The organism is Rhizobium phaseoli (assembly GCF_001664385.1).
GTDB lineage: Bacteria > Pseudomonadota > Alphaproteobacteria > Rhizobiales > Rhizobiaceae > Rhizobium > Rhizobium phaseoli.
Genome location: NZ_CP013532.1, coordinates 877,798 through 893,323, shown reverse-complemented (window position 1 = coordinate 893,323; position 15,526 = coordinate 877,798). Strand labels below are relative to the sequence as shown.

15 protein-coding genes and 1 tRNA gene are annotated in these 15,526 nt (G+C 62.3%); 6 read left to right on the top strand and 10 right to left on the bottom strand.

Going from position 1 to position 15,526, the window contains the following annotated elements; translation table 11 throughout:
- The first annotated feature begins 94 nt into the window (after positions 1-94).
- Together AMC88_RS04290 and AMC88_RS04285 are read left to right on the top strand one after the other, a co-directional pair.
- Positions 95-1,468: a glutamate--cysteine ligase gene (locus AMC88_RS04290; RefSeq protein WP_064824856.1), complete on the top strand. Its 1,374-nt coding sequence runs from the start codon at positions 95-97 to the stop codon at positions 1,466-1,468.
- Between the two features lie 148 nt (positions 1,469-1,616).
- On the top strand, positions 1,617-2,498 hold the full coding sequence (locus tag AMC88_RS04285) for a DUF937 domain-containing protein (protein ID WP_064829891.1): 882 nt from the start codon (positions 1,617-1,619) through the stop codon (positions 2,496-2,498).
- Positions 2,499-2,586: 88 nt separating this feature from the next.
- On the opposite strand, the gene AMC88_RS04280 is transcribed toward AMC88_RS04285, so the two are convergent.
- Positions 2,587-2,886: a YjiS-like domain-containing protein gene (locus AMC88_RS04280; RefSeq protein WP_064824854.1), complete on the bottom strand. Its 300-nt coding sequence runs from the start codon at positions 2,884-2,886 to the stop codon at positions 2,587-2,589.
- Positions 2,887-3,088: 202 nt separating this feature from the next.
- On the opposite strand from AMC88_RS04280, the gene AMC88_RS04275 reads away from it, so the two are divergent.
- The gene (locus AMC88_RS04275) at positions 3,089-4,045 is read left to right on the top strand and encodes a LysR substrate-binding domain-containing protein (RefSeq protein ID WP_012482798.1); all 957 of its coding nucleotides are present in this window, start codon (positions 3,089-3,091) and stop codon (positions 4,043-4,045) included.
- A 6-nt stretch (positions 4,046-4,051) separates the two neighbouring features.
- Here AMC88_RS04275 and AMC88_RS04270 read toward each other — a convergent pair whose 3' ends face one another.
- The 3 genes from AMC88_RS04270 to AMC88_RS04260 form a co-directional block, all read right to left on the bottom strand.
- A complete protein-coding gene (locus tag AMC88_RS04270; protein WP_064830074.1) occupies positions 4,052-4,693 on the bottom strand; it encodes a TetR family transcriptional regulator in 642 nt (213 codons plus the stop codon).
- A gap of 453 nt (positions 4,694-5,146) precedes the next feature.
- The gene (locus AMC88_RS04265) at positions 5,147-5,563 is read right to left on the bottom strand and encodes an MAPEG family protein (protein ID WP_012482796.1); all 417 of its coding nucleotides are present in this window, start codon (positions 5,561-5,563) and stop codon (positions 5,147-5,149) included.
- A 106-nt stretch (positions 5,564-5,669) separates the two neighbouring features.
- The gene (locus AMC88_RS04260) at positions 5,670-6,425 is read right to left on the bottom strand and encodes an SDR family oxidoreductase (RefSeq protein ID WP_012482795.1); all 756 of its coding nucleotides are present in this window, start codon (positions 6,423-6,425) and stop codon (positions 5,670-5,672) included.
- 92 nt (positions 6,426-6,517) lie between these two features.
- On the opposite strand from AMC88_RS04260, the gene AMC88_RS04255 reads away from it, so the two are divergent.
- A complete protein-coding gene (locus AMC88_RS04255; protein ID WP_041683553.1) occupies positions 6,518-7,435 on the top strand; it encodes a LysR family transcriptional regulator in 918 nt (305 codons plus the stop codon).
- 8 nt (positions 7,436-7,443) lie between these two features.
- Here the strand turns inward: AMC88_RS04255 and AMC88_RS04250 are convergent, their stop codons facing one another.
- The 3 genes from AMC88_RS04250 to AMC88_RS04240 all read right to left on the bottom strand — a co-directional run bounded on the left by AMC88_RS04250 (position 7,444) and on the right by AMC88_RS04240 (position 10,687).
- Positions 7,444-7,998, bottom strand: coding sequence for a hypothetical protein (locus tag AMC88_RS04250; RefSeq protein WP_012482793.1), 555 nt, complete (start codon positions 7,996-7,998; stop codon positions 7,444-7,446).
- 2 nt (positions 7,999-8,000) lie between these two features.
- Positions 8,001-9,485 carry an IMP dehydrogenase gene (gene guaB / locus AMC88_RS04245; RefSeq protein WP_012482792.1) on the bottom strand — a complete coding sequence of 495 codons (1,485 nt, stop codon included), beginning with the start codon at positions 9,483-9,485 and terminating at the stop codon, positions 8,001-8,003.
- A 209-nt stretch (positions 9,486-9,694) separates the two neighbouring features.
- Complete coding sequence (locus tag AMC88_RS04240; RefSeq protein ID WP_012482791.1) at positions 9,695-10,687, bottom strand: MBL fold metallo-hydrolase; 993 nt, start codon at positions 10,685-10,687, stop codon at positions 9,695-9,697.
- 242 nt (positions 10,688-10,929) lie between these two features.
- Between AMC88_RS04240 and AMC88_RS04235 the strand changes: the two genes are divergently transcribed.
- Entirely contained in the window at positions 10,930-12,351 is a 1,422-nt protein-coding gene (locus AMC88_RS04235) for a DHA2 family efflux MFS transporter permease subunit (protein ID WP_012482790.1), read from the top strand.
- Positions 12,352-12,355: 4 nt separating this feature from the next.
- On the opposite strand, the gene AMC88_RS04230 is transcribed toward AMC88_RS04235, so the two are convergent.
- From AMC88_RS04230 to AMC88_RS04220, 3 genes are read right to left on the bottom strand one after another with little or no spacing between them, the layout of a single operon-like run.
- Positions 12,356-12,739 carry a VOC family protein gene (locus tag AMC88_RS04230; protein WP_016734702.1) on the bottom strand — a complete coding sequence of 128 codons (384 nt, stop codon included), beginning with the start codon at positions 12,737-12,739 and terminating at the stop codon, positions 12,356-12,358.
- Between the two features lie 34 nt (positions 12,740-12,773).
- Positions 12,774-13,493, bottom strand: a complete 720-nt coding sequence (locus AMC88_RS04225) for an RlmE family RNA methyltransferase (protein ID WP_012482788.1) — start codon at positions 13,491-13,493, stop codon at positions 12,774-12,776.
- Between the two features lie 9 nt (positions 13,494-13,502).
- On the bottom strand, positions 13,503-15,053 hold the full coding sequence (locus tag AMC88_RS04220; RefSeq protein ID WP_064824853.1) for a Ppx/GppA phosphatase family protein: 1,551 nt from the start codon (positions 15,051-15,053) through the stop codon (positions 13,503-13,505).
- 246 nt (positions 15,054-15,299) lie between these two features.
- Here AMC88_RS04220 and AMC88_RS04215 point away from each other — a divergent pair.
- Positions 15,300-15,373 (top strand) — tRNA-Gln (locus AMC88_RS04215).
- The last annotated feature ends 153 nt before the right edge of the window (positions 15,374-15,526 follow it).

Here is a 15,526-nt window from a genome sequence, read left to right as displayed (position 1 = left end):
AAACAATTTCACTTGCAACAGACGTGACTTGGGTCCTAATCAGCCTTCCAGCTGCCCTGCCCCCTGGGCACTTTTTTCGAATACAGGTACCCGCATGGCCCGCGACACTACCGACCAGACACCGCTCTCTTCGGTTCAGGATCTGACCGATTACATCGCCGCGGGCAACAAGCCGCGGGAGCGCTTCCGGATCGGCACCGAACACGAGAAATTCGCCTTCTTCCGCGCCGACAACAGCCCGGTCCCCTATTTCGGCGATGCCAGCATTTCGGCCCTGCTTACAGGCCTCCAGGAAAAGAGCGGCTGGGAGCCGATCATGGACGGCGGCAACATCATTGGCCTCGCCGAGCGGAGCGGCATGGGGGCGATCTCGATCGAGCCCGGCGGCCAGTTCGAACTCTCCGGCGCGCCGCTGGAGACGCTCCACGAAACCTGCAGGGAATCGAACCAGCACCTGGCGACGCTGCGCGAAATCGCCGAGCCGATGGGCATCCGCTTCCTCGGCATCGGCGGCAGTCCGAAATGGACCTATGCGCAAACGCCGCAAATGCCGAAATCGCGCTACGAGATCATGACCCGCTACATGCCGAAGGTCGGCAGCAAGGGTCTCGACATGATGTACCGCACCTGCACGATCCAGGTGAATCTCGATTTCTCCTCGGAAGCCGACATGCGCCAGAAGATGCGCGTTTCGATGAAGCTGCAATCCTTGGCGACCGCGCTCTTTGCATCCTCGCCCTTCACCGAGGGCAAGCCGAACGGGTTGCTCTCCTGGCGCGGCGATATCTGGCGCGATGTCGACAATAAGCGCTCGGGCCTGCTCGATTTCACCTTCCGCGACGATTTCGGCTTCCGCGACTATGCCGAATGGGCGCTCGACGTGCCGATGTATTTCATTGTCCGCGACGGCCGCTATCATGATTGCACCCATGTCACCTTCCGCCAGTTCATGAACGGGGCGCTGAAGGGCGAGGTCGCCGACCCGGCACCGACAATGGGCGACTGGACGAACCATCTATCGACGCTCTTCCCCGACGTCAGGCTGAAGCGTTTCCTCGAAATGCGCGGCGCCGACGGCGGCCCGTGGCGGCGCATCTGCGCGTTGCCGGCCTTCTGGGTCGGCCTGCTCTACGATGATGCGGCTCTTCAGGCTGCCGACGAACTGACCAAGGATTGGAGCTTTGGCGAGGTCGCTGCCCTGCGCGACGCCGTGCCCGCCGAAGGGCTGAAGGCTCAGTTTCGCGGGCATGCACTGCTCGACGTGGCGCGCGAGGTGGTCGGCATATCGAGGACCGGCCTCAAGGCGCGCGGCAAGCTCAACCGCGAAGGCCAGGACGAAAGCATCTTCCTGGCGCCGCTCGACGAGGTGCTCGCCAAAAAGGCGACGCTCGCCGAGGATCTGCTGTCGCTCTATCGCGGCCGCTGGAACGGCTCCGTCGAGCCGGTCTTCGAGGACTATCAGTACTGAGCCTTCCCAGGTTTTTATCGGGTTCGGAAAAACGCCCCACAGGTTTGCCGGAACGGCTTTAAGTTCTTATAGCAAAAAGCCGTTTGCACAGTACCTTTTCCGGATATAGTGGCATCACACGCGTCACGACTCGGGGAAAGGGACCTCCATGCTGCCACTCTTCGACATGATGATGCAGGCGCAGAACGGCGCCGCGATGGAAGCGGTTGCGCGGCAGTTCAACCTGGCGCAGGAACAGGCGGCCAAGGCGATGGCGGCGCTGATGCCGGCCTTTTCCGCCGGCCTGAAGCGCAGCACCAGCAATCCTTATGATTTCGTCGGGCTGATGCAGGCCGTCGCCTCCGGCAATTATGCGCGCTATTTCGAGGATATGAGCCGGGCTTTCACGCCGGAGGGCATTTCCGACGGCAACAACATCCTCGCCCAACTCTTCGGCTCGAAAGAGGTTTCGCGGGCGGTCGCCGCCCAGGCAGCGCAGATGACCGGCATCGGCCAGGATATCTACAAGCAGATGCTGCCGGTGCTGGCCGACACGCTGATGGGCGGCCTGTTCAAGCAGTCGACCGGCCAGATGGCCTCGCCGGTCAACCCCTTTGTCAACACGGCCATGGGCGAGACCATTCAGAAATGGCTCGAGAGCACCGGCTTTGCGCCGAAACCGAAGGCGGCCCCGGAACCGAGCATCTTCGACAATCCCTTCACACAGGCGATGCAGCTGATGTTCTCGATGCCGAAACAGGAACCGGCGCCTCAGCCGAACCCGTTCCTCGACAATCCCTTTGCCAAGGCTTTCCAGGAGATGATGGCCGGGCTCGGCCAGCCGGCCGCGGCCAAACAACCAGCAGCCAAACAACCGGCGGCCAAGACGCCGGAGGCGCCGAAGGAAGAGGCGAAAGCCGCTGCCGAGAGCTATACCGACATGCTGAACGCCATGTTCGACAGCGGGCTCGAAGTGCAGAAGAGCTACCAGCGAAACCTGGAAGCGATTTTCGAAACCTACCGGCCGAAGCCCTCTGAAACCAAGGCATAAAAAAACCCGGAGATGGCTTGGGAAAAGCCGATCACCGGGTCAAGCGGCAGGGCTATTGGCTATCACCCTGCGGGGAAACTCGACGCTCCTACTCCTCGTGAGGGCGGAAGAGCTGCAGGCGCCAGCGATTGCGCGCCGAGCGCGTCAAATGTTCCGACGGATCCTCGAAAAAGGTCGAGGCCAGGAACGCGGAGGTCAGATCGGCCCTGGTGAGGCCGATATCCCTCAGCTGACTGTCGTTCAGATCATGCAGCCCGTTGACCTCCATTCGATTGCGAAACCCGCGAAAGAGGGAGACCAGCGGAGCGAGGCCTGCCACCAGACGCTGGAAAAGCGTCGGGGTCAGCTTGCTGCAGTCGAGTTCTAGTGTTCGGTCTGTCGTGTGCATCGAACTCTCCTTTCTCGGGCACGCAACAACCCAGCCCCTCCCGCGAGGTCGTGCGAGAGGGGATAAGGCTGAATTTGCTTGGACAGGCAGGGTGTCTGTCCTTCACTTTGCTTGATTTGCATCCCGAAGATGCCAAAGACCTATTGATCAGTCCAACGAATGTTTCTAATGATTATCATCAGCTATCTTTATGGGTGATACCATGTCCGCGCCTCTTGATCTCGACCAGTTGCAGACTTTCATCGCCATCGTCGATTCCGGCAGCTTCACCAAGGCGGCCGACAAGGTCTACAAGACTCAATCGGCCGTCTCCATGCAGATGCGCCGCCTCGAAGAGCGTATCGGCAAGCAGCTCTTCATCAAGGACGGCCGCGGCAACCGGCTGACGGTCGAGGGCGAGAAACTGCTCAACTATGCCCGGCGCATCATCCGCCTCAACAATGAGGCGATCGCCGCCTTCGATGACAACAGGCTGGAGGGGATGCTGCGCATCGGCACGCCGGACGATTATGCCGATCGCTACATGCCGGAGATCATCGGCCGCTTTGCCAAGACGCACCCGAACGTCGAGCTCTATATCGTCTGCGAGCCGTCGATGGACCTTGCCGAGCGCATGCACAAGGGCGAGCTCGATATCGCCCTCGTCACCCACAATCCGCGCGAGCGCATGTCCGACGTGGTGAGAACCGAACCGCTCTGCTGGGTCGGCTCTGCCAACCATCCGATCCGCGACGACGCGCCGGTGCCGCTCGCCGTCGGCCGCCGTGACTGCCAATGGCGCCAACTCGCCTGCTCGGCGCTCGATGCTGTCGGGCGCGAGCACCAGATCCTGTTCACCAGTTGGTCCTGCACCGTCGTCGCCGCGGCCGTGCTTGCCGGCATGGCAGTCTCGGTGATGCCGGAATCGGCCTTGCGGACGGGCATGAAGGTGCTGAGCCAGGCAGACGGCTTTCCGGCGCTGCCGCCGGTGCAGATCGGCATCATGAAGCGGCCGGGCGTTTCGATCTCGCTGATGAACGCGATCACCGCGCATATCACGGCCTGCCTCGACAACATCACGCCTGCCGTCATCGACGACGGCCTGGATGCGGACGTCAAATCCGCGCAGGCGCGGCTTTATCCGCGGCTGAAGGCCGCCAATATGGTGCCGAGCTGGTAGAGGCTCTCAGGCGGCGCGCGGCGCGGCCTCGGTGAAAAGGGAGGCGCGGATGACGCGCTTCCATTCGGTGAGCATGTGCCGCGCAAGGCCCTCCTCGCTGACGGCGGCAAGCCGGATGACGGCGCCGATCAGGTGGCTGAAAAGGTAAGTGCGCGCGAACAGTTCCTCGTCGCAAAGGTCGGGAGCCAGCCTGCGCACGGCGTCGTGAAAGATGCCGGCGACACGGATGCTATGCTCTATATTCAACCGAAGCAGATCCTGATCGGTCTCCGTCCCCATCCAGACGCCGAGATAGACGGGATCGTCATGGTAGGAATCGTAGTACCAATCGATGATATCGCAGACGAGGTCGAGCGCCTGGTCGAGCGACTGGACATCGGAAAACATCGCCGCCGTCTTCGCCTGGATCGCCGAAGCGTGCTGATCGAACAGAGCTTTGACGATCGCCGCTTTCTCCGGGAAATACTGATAGACCGAGCCGATCGGCACTTTGGCGGCAATCGCGAGCTCGGTCATCCGCATGGCGCTGACGCCCTTCTTGGCGATAATCTTGGCAGCGGCGGCGAGGATAAGATCCAGCCTCTGGATGCTGCGCTCCTGCTTCGGCTTCCTGCGCAAGCCGATGCGGTCCATACTTTCCGCGCCCATGTCGTTCCCATTCTTATTGTTGCGCGCGGAAGCTTCTGCCACCAGCGCGTCCAGCGGATATGACATGCAGGTCTTCATCAGGCGTAAACGGAAAGACTCGCAATTTAACGACCTTCAAACGCTCATGAGAATCGGAAGTTCAGCCGATCCCAGCAGTTGCAGCCGGATAGAAAATAGTTGAAATAGTTGCGAAATTCTGTTTTGCGGGAAAAGGCCGATGTCGCGACTTTTCGTTGCGAGGAAATGGTCACCCAGAGGTTTTTAGACCTTCACACGCAGTGTCGCCTTAACCTCTTGCTGCTGCGCGTCCTCCGCGATCTGGTCAGGCGATCCCGAGCGCAGTGCCTTCGTTGAGAGCAATTCAAGGCTGGCGTCGAGAGCCCGGCGTTCTCCGCCAAGCCCGCAGATCATCCCCCTCACCACGCCCGAACGACCAGACGGCCCGTTCGTGCCTCAGCCCATCACCATCCACGCGGCGAGCCAGAGCCACATGCCGGCCAGCGTGAGGTAACCGGCGGCGAAGAGCGGGCTGCGGTAGCGCAAATCATTGCTGCTGACATGGACGGCGGCATGGGCGTAACGCAAGGCGACGAAGAGCCAGGCGAGGCCGACGGCGACGATATTGTCGGCCTCGGTCACATAAAGAAGTATACAGCAGGCGTAGAATAGCACGGGCAGTTCGAACTGATTGGCGAGGCAGTTCTTGACGGCAAGGCTCTCGGCCGGTTCGTCGCGATTTTCGCGGTAATCGGATTTCGCGATCTTGCCGGCGCGGACCATTTTTGCCCGGCGTGCGCCGAGAAGCGCATAAAGACCATAGACCAAGGCCACGTGGGCCAGGAGTGGCCAGAAGATTTCATAGCCCGTCATGATCGTCATTTTCCTTTCCCCTTTTGCATGTTGGCGGCAGCATTAGCGGAAAGGATAAGCGGATGCCAGCGGCGCGCCGCTGACATCCGCAAACCCGATATTGGCTTCACACCTGGGCGCTGCCGCCATCGACGAAGAGTTCGGCACCGGTGACGAAGCTGGAATCATCCGAGGCGAGGAAGAGTGCGGCAGCGGCAACTTCCTCGGCACGGCCAACCCTGCCCATTGGCACCTGCGCCGCCAGCGCATCGAGCAAGCCCTGCTGTTGGGCCGGGTCCTTACCCGCCAATTCAACCAGTCCGGTCGTTTCCGTCGGACCAGGACTGAGCGTGTTGATCCGAATGCCGCGATCCTTCAAGTCGAGAATCCAGTTGCGCGCAAAGCTGCGCAAGGCGGCTTTCGATGCAGCGTAAACGCTGAAGGCGGGCGTGCCGGTCGAGCCTGCCGTCGATCCCGTCAAGATGATCGATGATCCTCGCGCAAGCAGTGGCAAGGCCTTCTGAACCGTAAAGAGAACCCCCTTCACGTTTCGATCGAACGTGTCGTCATACTGCTCTTCGGTGATTTCGCCGAGGGGCAACATGGAGCCGCCACCTGCGTTGACGAAGAGCACGTCAATTCTTCCGGCCTCTGCCTTCACCTTCTCGTAGACGCGATCGAGGTCGGCAAGATTGGCTGAATCCGCCTGAATACCTACTACCCTACCGCCGATCTCAGCGAGTGCTGCGTCGAGAACATCCTTGCGACGGCCCGTGATAAAAACGCGCGCGCCCTCAGCTGCGAAGCGCTTGGCGGCGGCAAGGCCAATGCCTGATGTGGCGCCCGTGATAACCGCAATCTTCGCATTCAGTCTTTGTGTCATTGTCGTCTCCTTTGGCTCGACTGAAGCTGAGATATGGACGGGGGCATCGTTTCGGAATAGAAAGAATTGAAAGCCATTGTTTCAGGAATGAAATGACGAAATTTCCAGATTTCGAGGGACTGGCGATGTTCGCCAAGGTCGCCGAAGAGCGCTCTTTCGTGCGGGCTGCGCAGACGCTCGGCGTGTCGGTGCCGACGGTTTCGCGAGCCGTAAGCCGTCTTGAGCAGAGGCTGGGCGCAAGGCTCTTCAACCGCACCTCTCGGCAGCTCGCTTTGACCGATTTCGGCCTGCGACTGGTCGACAGCGCCGCGCGGATCTATGCTGAGGCAGAGATGGCAGAGGACGCCGCCCGGGAGCTTGCGACCCGGCCGAAGGGGCTCATCAGGCTTGCCGCGCCGATGGACTTCGGAACACGTTGGCTGGCCCCGATCCTGCCTGACTTTTTCGAGCTCTTTCCGGAGATTTCCATCGACCTGCACATGAGCGATGCCGTCGTCGATATCGTGGGAGACGGCTTCGACGCGGCCCTCAGAATCGCGGTCTTGCCGGATTCCTCATTGATCGCGCGCAGGCTGACGCCGGTGGACCGCTTCATTCTGGCTGCACCCGCATACCTCGATCGCTACGGCGTGCCGGAACATCCCCGCGAACTGGCGGCTCACCATTGCCTCGGATACGCCTACAGGGCGCGACAGGATGTCTGGCGCCTTCGCAACGGTGAAGGCAAGGAGGAGGTCGTCGTGCCAAGCGGCTCTCTCAGGGCCACCAATTCTGAAGTTTTGGTGCCAATGGCGCTACGGGGCCTCGGGATCATCGAATTGCCCGAATTTCTCGCACATGACTATCTCGTCGACGGCCAGCTGACGCCAATCCTTCCCGACTGGACGCTGCCGACCGGCGCACTGTATTTCGTCACACCTTCGGCGCGGAGCCGGCCAGCGAAGGTCGAGGTCCTTTCCGATTTCATGATGGCGAGACTGTCAAATCCGGTTTGGCGGAGGAGGAGCTGATAGCTGCTTCAATCTCGGCCTGGCGACAGCCAACGGGCGACGGCAAGCCTGACAAGGACGATAAACGAGATGGCGAGGCTTGCGAATTTCAGCCTTGTCATCCATGGCAGAAGCTGCGCTGCGAGGCTTGCGGATGGACTGTCGCCAAAGGCGACCAGGCTCGAGATGTTCTCGCCATAGTCGGCGACGCCGTAGACGAAGGGCAGCAGATAGATCGCCTTGCCGACAAGCGGGGGAAGCGATCGTCCGAACCAGGCGCTGAGGGGACTGAGCCTGAGGAAGGCGAGAAACAGCAGCGCCGTCAGCAATGCTGGAAAGATCAGCTCCGGCCCGAAATACATCGCGCTGAGCAGCTTTGCTGCCGTCTCGTTCCCGTCGAGCAGCTTCTGCATGTGGAAGACGGCGGATTCGTCGTAACCGGCGAAATAGGTGTCGAGCACCGCCTGGCCGGTTTCATGCTTGAAGGGAACGACGAAGCCAAAGGTCGTCCAGGCGAGCACGGCAAGGCAGAGAGCGGCGAGCAGCGTGATGATCCAGAGCGGAATTGCGCTGCCCGCCTTCATGGTCAGAGACCGGCGCCCGGATAGTTCGGGCTCTCGCGGGTGATCGTCACGTCATGGGCGTGGCTTTCGCGAAGACCGGCGCCGGAGATGCGCACGAAAGTGGCGCGTCCCTGGAAATCCTTGATATCCTTGCCGCCGACATAACCCATGGCCGCCTTGAGGCCGCCGGCGAGCTGGTGGACCACGGCCGAGACCGGCCCCTTATACGGCACCTGGCCCTCGATGCCTTCCGGCACCAGTTTCAGCGTGTCGCGCACCTCCGCCTGGAAATAGCGATCGGCCGAGCCACGGGCCATGGCGCCGACGGAGCCCATGCCGCGATAGGCCTTGAAGGAACGGCCCTGATAGAGATAGACCTCGCCCGGGCTCTCATCGGTGCCGGCCAGCAGCGAGCCGATCATGACGGCGGAAGCGCCGGCGGCGATTGCCTTGGCAAGGTCGCCGGAGAACTTGATGCCGCCATCGGCGATCACGGGCACATCCTGATCCTGTGCGGCCTGGACGGCCGACATGATGGCGGCGAGCTGCGGAACGCCGACACCAGCGACGATGCGCGTCGTGCAGATCGAACCCGGGCCGATACCGACCTTGACCGCGTCGGCGCCCGCGTCGATCAGCGCCCTGGTGCCGTCATAGGTGGCGACGTTGCCGGCCATGATGCGCACCGAATTGGAGAGCTTCTTAACCCGGGTGACGGCATCGAGCACGCGCTGCGAATGGCCATGGGCGGTATCGACGACCAGAAGGTCGACGCCGGCCTCGATCAGCCGTTCGGCGCGCTCGAAGCCGTCATCGCCGACGCTGATGGCGGCGGCGGCGCGAAGCCTGCCCTGCGCATCCTTGGAGGCGTTCGGGTTCAGCTGCGACTTCTCGATATCCTTGACGGTGATCAGGCCGACGCAGCGGCCTTCGGTATCGACGACCAGCAGCTTCTCGATGCGATGCGAGTGAAGCAGGCGCTTGGCCTCCTGCTGATCGACGTTCTCCTTGACGGTGACCAGATTGTCCTTGGTCATCAGCTCGTGGATCTTCTGCTCCGGATCGGAGGCGAAGCGGACGTCGCGGTTGGTGAGGATGCCAACGAGGCGGCCGGACTTCTCGACGACCGGGATGCCGGAAATGCCATGCGACTTCATCAGGCCGAGCGCCTCGGCAAGCTTTGCCTCCGGCCCGATGGTGACGGGATTGACGACCATGCCGCTTTCGAACTTCTTCACCTGGCGGACTTCTTCGGCCTGCTCGGTTGGCGTCAGGTTGCGGTGGATGACGCCGAGGCCGCCGGCCTGGGCCATGGCGATCGCCAGACGGCTTTCGGTGACGGTATCCATGGCCGAGGAGAGGATCGGGATGTTGAGCTCGAAATCGCGGGCGATGCGGGTCGCGATGTTCGTCTGGCCGGGCATGACCTCGGAGTGGCCGGGCTGCAGCAGCACGTCGTCGAAGGTGAGCGCGTCCGCGCCGGTTGCCGTTTCTATGATGCGGGCCATGGCCAAATTCCTTCAGTTAAGAAAAATGCAACCCGTCCCGGAAACGAATCGTCCGCCCCGGCGGTGTGCATGAGTTGCTTGGAAGTTGGCGAGGGCTGGTAACACGTCTATGACAGGAAGGAAATAGTAAAAAGCCCGGCATGTGCGCCGGGCTCGTCATGGGTGCCATGCACGGAGAGCAATTCCGGAAAAGCACGGACCACTCCGGATTAAATGTCGAACTGATAGGTCTTCGGCACGAAGCGATAGCCACCATCCTGCCGCTCGACGAAACCGACCGCCGGGAACGGCATGTGATAGCCGAGGAAGGCGATCTTGTCGGTGGCGATCATGTCGAAAACCTTGCGGCGCGTGGCGGCTGCCTGCGCCTTGTCCATGTCGAAACGCACCTCCCAGTCCGGACGCAAGAGCGACAGGATATAGTGGTTGGCCGTATCGCCGGTCAGCACCATGCGTTTGCCCTCGGATTCGGCGTGGAATACCATATGCCCCGGCGAATGGCCGGCCGCCAGCATCGCGGTGACGCCGGGCGCGACGGCGGCGCCATCTTTGATGAAGGTGGCCTTTTCGGCAAGCGGCGCCACATTGGCGAGCACCGCCTTGTGCCCGGCCTCGGCCGGCGTGCCCTCACGCGCGGTGTTCGACCAGAAATCATATTCGGCCGCACCGATGACATAGCGGGCATTGCGGAAGGCGGGCGCGCCGTCTTCCATCAGCCCGCCGATGTGATCGCCGTGCAGATGGGTCAGAGCCACCAAAGTCACGTCCTCAGGCGAATATCCCGCCACCTTCAGGCCCTCGGCGAGCTTTCCGAGCCCGCGGGCGCGGCCGGCCGCGCCAAAGCCGGTGTCGACGAGAATGAGATCGGAGCCGGTGTCGATGAGAACAGGCGCATAGCCGTTCAGGAGCTTGTCGGCGGGGAGGAAGTTTGCCGTCAGCAACGCCCGGACGGTTTCGGGATCCTGATTGGTGCCGTAGGTCTCATAAGGTTTTTCGGAGATATTGATCCCGTCCCTGACGACGGTGAACCTATAGGAACCGAGCTTGAACTGATTGATTTCGGGTAAAGGCATTATATCCATACGTCTGCTTGCTCCAGTGACGGCCGCTTCGGCCTTCTCTCTCAAAATTGCCGGCGCCGCCAGCAGGCCGAGGCTTGCGGCAAAAAGCGTGCGCCGTGTCATTCGCGTCGAAATTGCCATATATCCATCCCCCATGACGCGTGCTTTGTCGCTGCGCGACCGATGACACCCCGCCGGATTTCTTGCCACGGCGGCGTAAACATATGTCAATCTTGATAGCGGAGCTTGTCGGACAAGCCGTCTCACGCAGACGTGAAGCAAACATCGCATCGAAGCGGATTTGAGCATTGGCAGCTCCCTGAACTGGGACTAAACAGCACGGGCCTTCCAGCTTCCATCCGCGCCCATCAAGGCTCCCGCCTATGAACCGCATCGTCCCCCTGATTCTTGCCGTCGCTCTCTTCATGGAACAGATGGATTCCACCGTGATCTCGACGGCGCTGCCGGCGATCGCCGCAGACCTCCATGTCGGGCCGATCACCCTGAAACTGGCGCTGACCTCCTACATGGTGGCGCTTGCGGTATTCATTCCGGTCAGCGGCTGGATGGCCGACAGATTCGGCGCCAAGAAGATCTTTCGGCTCGCCATATCAGTCTTCGTCATCGGCTCGATCTTCTGCGCCATCTCCTCCAGCCTTGTCGAATTCGTCTTTGCCCGATTCCTGCAGGGCATGGGCGGTGCGATGATGACGCCGGTCGGCCGTCTCGTGCTGGTGCGCACGACCAAGCGCAGCGATCTGGTCTCGGCCATGGCGCTGCTCACCATCCCGGCCCTGGTCGGCCCGCTCACCGGCCCGCCGCTCGGCGGCTTCATCACCACCTATTTCAGCTGGCACTGGATCTTCCTGATCAACGTGCCGGTCGGCATCATCGGCATCTGGCTGGCGACGATCTTCCTGCCGGAGGTCGAGGCGACAGCCCCGCCGAAGCTCGATTTCACCGGTTTCGTGCTGACCTCGCTATCGGCCGCGGGCGTCGTCTTCGGCCTGTCTGTTGTCAGCCTGCCGGCCCTGCCGCCGATCATCGGCGTCGCCGCCACCGGCATCGGCCTCGTCTGCGGCTTCCTCTATATCGGCCATGCAAAGCGCCACCCGGCGCCGATCCTCAACCTCGGCCTGTTCAGGAACCCGACATTCCGCGCCTCGACCGTGGGCGGCACGCTGTTTCGCATCTGCGTCGGCGCCATGCCGTTCCTGACGCCGCTGATGCTGCAGCTCGGCTTCGGGCTGACGCCGTTCCAATCCGGCCTCATCACCTTTGCCGGCGCGATCGGCGCGATCACCACCAAATTCATGGCAAAGCGCGTTTTCGCAGCCATCGGCTTCCGCACGACGCTGCTCGGCGCCGCCATGGTAACGACCGCCGTCACCGTCATCACCGGCCTGTTCACGCCGGCAACGCCGCATCTCGTCATCATCGGCGTGCTGCTCATCGGCGGCTTCTCCCGCTCCTTCATGTTCACCGGCGTCAATGCGCTTGCCTTTGCCGATATCGACGATGCGCAGGCGAGCCAGGCGACCTCGATGAGCTCGGTGATGCAGCAGATCAGCCTGGCGCTCGGCGTCGCGGTCGCGGCCGCCATCCTGGAAAGCGCGATCTATTTCAGCGGCGAGGCGCTTGATGTGGCCGATTTCCACCTTGCCTTCTATATCATCGCCGGATTGACCGTGATTGCGACCATTCCCTTCATCAGGATGGACCGCAACGCCGGCGCGCTGGTTTCCGGTCACCGCTCAAGACGGCTGGCGGGACCGATCGAGGCCGAGCAGCAGGCCGCGAAATAAGCTTCTATTCAGGGCTCTCGCAGACGGCGGAGAGCTTGTTGCCGTCGAGATCGCGGACATAGGCGGCATAAAAATGGGCATGGTAGGAGCGCAGGCCCGGCCCGCCTTCATCGGCGGCGCCTTCCGCAATCGCCGCCGCATGGAAGGCATCGACGGCCGCCCGCGTTTCGGCCGTGAACGCGACCATGGCGCCATTGCCCGCCGTCGCCCGGCGGCGATTGAAGGGCGTCACCACCCAGAAGCGGCAGCGCGTATCGCTGTCGGCGGAATAGCCGATCTCCTCCTGCGAATAATGCTGGCGGCGATAGCCGAGCAAAGGCAGAACGGCATCATAAAAATGCCCTGCGCGATCGAGGTCGTTGGTTCCGAGCGTGACGTAAAGAAGCATGGGACCGTCATCATCGGCCGGGATCGGCCCGAGATCAAGCTTCCTCTGCGTGGCCTTCCGCCTTGCGGCCCTTGAAGCCCTTGGCCAGCAAAAACATCTCGACCGATTCGGCGCGCGACGAGTTCGGCTTGACGTGAACGACCTGGCGGAAATTCTGCTTCAGCATGGCGAGCAGATCACGCTCGGTGCCGCCCTGGAAGGTCTTGGTGAGGAAATGTCCGCCCTCCCCCAGCACCTCGATGGCGAAGTGGGCCGCGACTTCGCACAGATGCATGGTGCGCAGGTGGTCGGTGCGGTGATGGCCGGTGGTTGGTGCTGCCATATCGGAGATGACGAGATCGGGCGTGCCGCCGACGGCCTCCATCAGCTTTTCCGGCGCACTCGGATCAAGGAAATCAAGCTGCAGGATCTTGACGCCGGGAAGTTGGGCCATCTCCAGAAAATCGATCGCGGCCACACGGATATCCTCGTCGGTCGAACCGGTAACCTTGGCTGCGATCTGCGACCAGCTGCCGGGAGCCGCACCCAGATCGATAATCCGCCTTGCGCCGCGCAGGATGTGGTATTTCTCGTCGATCTCGAGCAGCTTGAAGGCGGCGCGGGCGCGATAGCCTTCGAGCTGGGCGCGCTGCACATAGGGATCGTTGATGTGGCGCTGCAGCCACTGGCGGGAGGACGCCTTCATCTTCTTGTTCTTGACGCGCTGGCCGAGCTTGCGGCCGGTGCGATTTCCGGCGATCGGTGCCTTGGTCATGCCCTTCCCCTATTTCGCGCGCTGGCCGCGGCGGTTGCGATTGCGCCGCCACACGCCGTCATCGGCCATCATGTCGGTGAGCAGGCCTTCCCTCAAGCCGCGATCGGCAACACGCATGCGCGGGCTCGGCCAACGGCGGCGGATCGCCTCGAGAATGGCGCAGCCGGCGAGCACCAGATCGGCCCGGTCCGGCCCGATACAGGGATTGGCGGCGCGGCTGTTGAAATCCCAGGAGAGCAGTTTTGCCTGCATGGCGGAGACCTCGTCGTCGGACAGCCAGATGCCATCGACCTTGCGCCGGTCGTAGCGCGGCAGGTCGAGATGGACGCCGGCCAGCGTCGTCACCGTGCCCGACGTGCCGATCAGGTGGAAATCGCCGGTCTGGGCAATTTCGATCTCGGGGCAATCGAAACGCCCAAGCATGCCTTCGACCTCGCGCACCATGCCTTCGAATAGCTCCGGCGTGACATCGCGCCCCCCGTGACGCTCCGACAGCGTCACGACGCCGACCGGCAGGGACGTCCAGTGGGTGATGTGATTGGCAAGCCGGCTGAAGCGATTGTCCCCGATGCGGATGACGGCGATTTCCGACGAACCGCCGCCGATATCGAAGAGCACGACGGAACGTGTCTCGCGGCCGACGAGCGAAGAGCAGCCGGAGACGGCAAGCCGCGCCTCGGTTTCCCGATCTATGATTTCAAGCTCGAGGCCGGTTTCGGCAACGACGCGACCCAAAAATTCCTCGCCATTGACCGCCTGGCGGCAGGCTTCGGTGGCGATCAGCCGCATGCGGCGGATCTCCCGGTTGCGGAGCTTGGAAGCGCAGACCCTCAGCGCCTCGATCGCCCTTTCCATCGCCTCGTCGGATAGACGGCCGCTTGCCGCCAGGCCTTCGCCGAGCCGGACGATGCGGGAAAAAGCGTCTACGACGCGGAACTGGCCCGGACGGGTCGGCTGGGCAATGAGCAGGCGGCAATTGTTGGTGCCGAGATCGAGAGCGGCATAGAGCTCTTCGGGCCAGGCATGCTCGGGCGCCTGGCGATCGCCCTGGTGCGCGTTGCCCTCCGGGCGGCCCTTGCGGCCGGCACCGTTCTGAACGTCGCGCGGAACGGCAGCACGCGCCGTCTCTTCAATCCGGTTTTCCTGCAGCTGGATATGGGAAGGCTTTGCCGATGTCAGCGGCCGGCCCTGCAGACCGCGCTTGCCGCGGTGCTTGCGGCGGTTGCGCCGGCTCGACGGCGAATCGCCATCAGACCGCACAGCATTGGCTGCGACGCCCGTCTGTTCCATCGGCTGGGGTCGAAGCGCGCCCTCCTGCGAAACGCCATGGCCACCGCGACGGCGCCGCTTTCGCTTGCGGGCCGGATGTCCGGCGGTATCTTCGATTGGGCGCGCTGGCTGCCCGGCATTGCCGGAGAGCTCATGCGAAGCGGGATGAGCGGCGCTGCGGGTTTGCCCGCCGCGCTTGCCCTTGCGACGCCTGGACTTCTTGCCGTCCTTGCGCCCTGCCGCCGACGCCCCGTCAAATTGCGGCTTTACGCCGCCTTCGGGGTCTTCCACGTTGTTTTTCCACCGCGCCGCGCAACTCCCTGAGGTATGCAGCAGGCGCTCATTCGATTTTTGCGTTGCCGCAAGAATATCAGCGCCCGCCAAAATCACCAAATTCTTTTTTGGGAGAGGGATTTGCGGAATAATTTCAGCCCTGGCCGAGAAGGCCGATTTTTTTCAAAACGGGTATTTGCAATCGTCGGGCTTTTGTTTATAAGCGCCGCACACCAGCTGAACCGCCCGCCGGTTCGCCCTTGCTGGGGAATAGTTCAATGGTAGAACAGCGGACTCTGACTCCGTCGATCTTGGTTCGAATCCAGGTTCCCCAGCCAATTCTCCTAAAAAGCCCTTAATTCCTTGATTTTCCAGTCGTGCCGGATATCGTTTTGGCATCATTGGCGACCGGATGCCCAGAACTGTAGCCCACAGGTGATGCCCACGCGAAATAACGCGACGGACGAGCCCTGGGGAAGACAGGGCATTCG

Excerpts from the sequence above, each read along its gene's own strand:
- AMC88_RS04265 (WP_012482796.1), bottom strand. The coding sequence starts at position 5,563 with ATGACGGGCTATGAAATCTTCTGGCCACTCCTGGCCCACGTGGCCTTG.
- AMC88_RS04285 (WP_064829891.1), top strand. The coding sequence starts at position 1,617 with ATGCTGCCACTCTTCGACATGATGATGCAGGCGCAGAACGGCGCCGCG.
- AMC88_RS04290 (WP_064824856.1), top strand. The coding sequence starts at position 95 with ATGGCCCGCGACACTACCGACCAGACACCGCTCTCTTCGGTTCAGGAT.
- AMC88_RS04240 (WP_012482791.1), bottom strand. The coding sequence starts at position 10,687 with ATGGCAATTTCGACGCGAATGACACGGCGCACGCTTTTTGCCGCAAGC.
- AMC88_RS04250 (WP_012482793.1), bottom strand. The coding sequence starts at position 7,998 with ATGAAGGCGGGCAGCGCAATTCCGCTCTGGATCATCACGCTGCTCGCC.
- AMC88_RS04280 (WP_064824854.1), bottom strand. The coding sequence starts at position 2,886 with ATGCACACGACAGACCGAACACTAGAACTCGACTGCAGCAAGCTGACC.
- AMC88_RS04260 (WP_012482795.1), bottom strand. The coding sequence starts at position 6,425 with ATGACACAAAGACTGAATGCGAAGATTGCGGTTATCACGGGCGCCACA.
- AMC88_RS04225 (WP_012482788.1), bottom strand. The coding sequence starts at position 13,493 with ATGACCAAGGCACCGATCGCCGGAAATCGCACCGGCCGCAAGCTCGGC.
- AMC88_RS04270 (WP_064830074.1), bottom strand. The coding sequence starts at position 4,693 with ATGGGCGCGGAAAGTATGGACCGCATCGGCTTGCGCAGGAAGCCGAAG.
- AMC88_RS04275 (WP_012482798.1), top strand. The coding sequence starts at position 3,089 with ATGTCCGCGCCTCTTGATCTCGACCAGTTGCAGACTTTCATCGCCATC.
- AMC88_RS04255 (WP_041683553.1), top strand. The coding sequence starts at position 6,518 with ATGACGAAATTTCCAGATTTCGAGGGACTGGCGATGTTCGCCAAGGTC.
- AMC88_RS04230 (WP_016734702.1), bottom strand. The coding sequence starts at position 12,739 with ATGCTTCTTTACGTCACGCTCGGAACCAACGACCTCGATCGCGCAGGG.
- guaB (WP_012482792.1), bottom strand. The coding sequence starts at position 9,485 with ATGGCCCGCATCATAGAAACGGCAACCGGCGCGGACGCGCTCACCTTC.
- AMC88_RS04235 (WP_012482790.1), top strand. The coding sequence starts at position 10,930 with ATGAACCGCATCGTCCCCCTGATTCTTGCCGTCGCTCTCTTCATGGAA.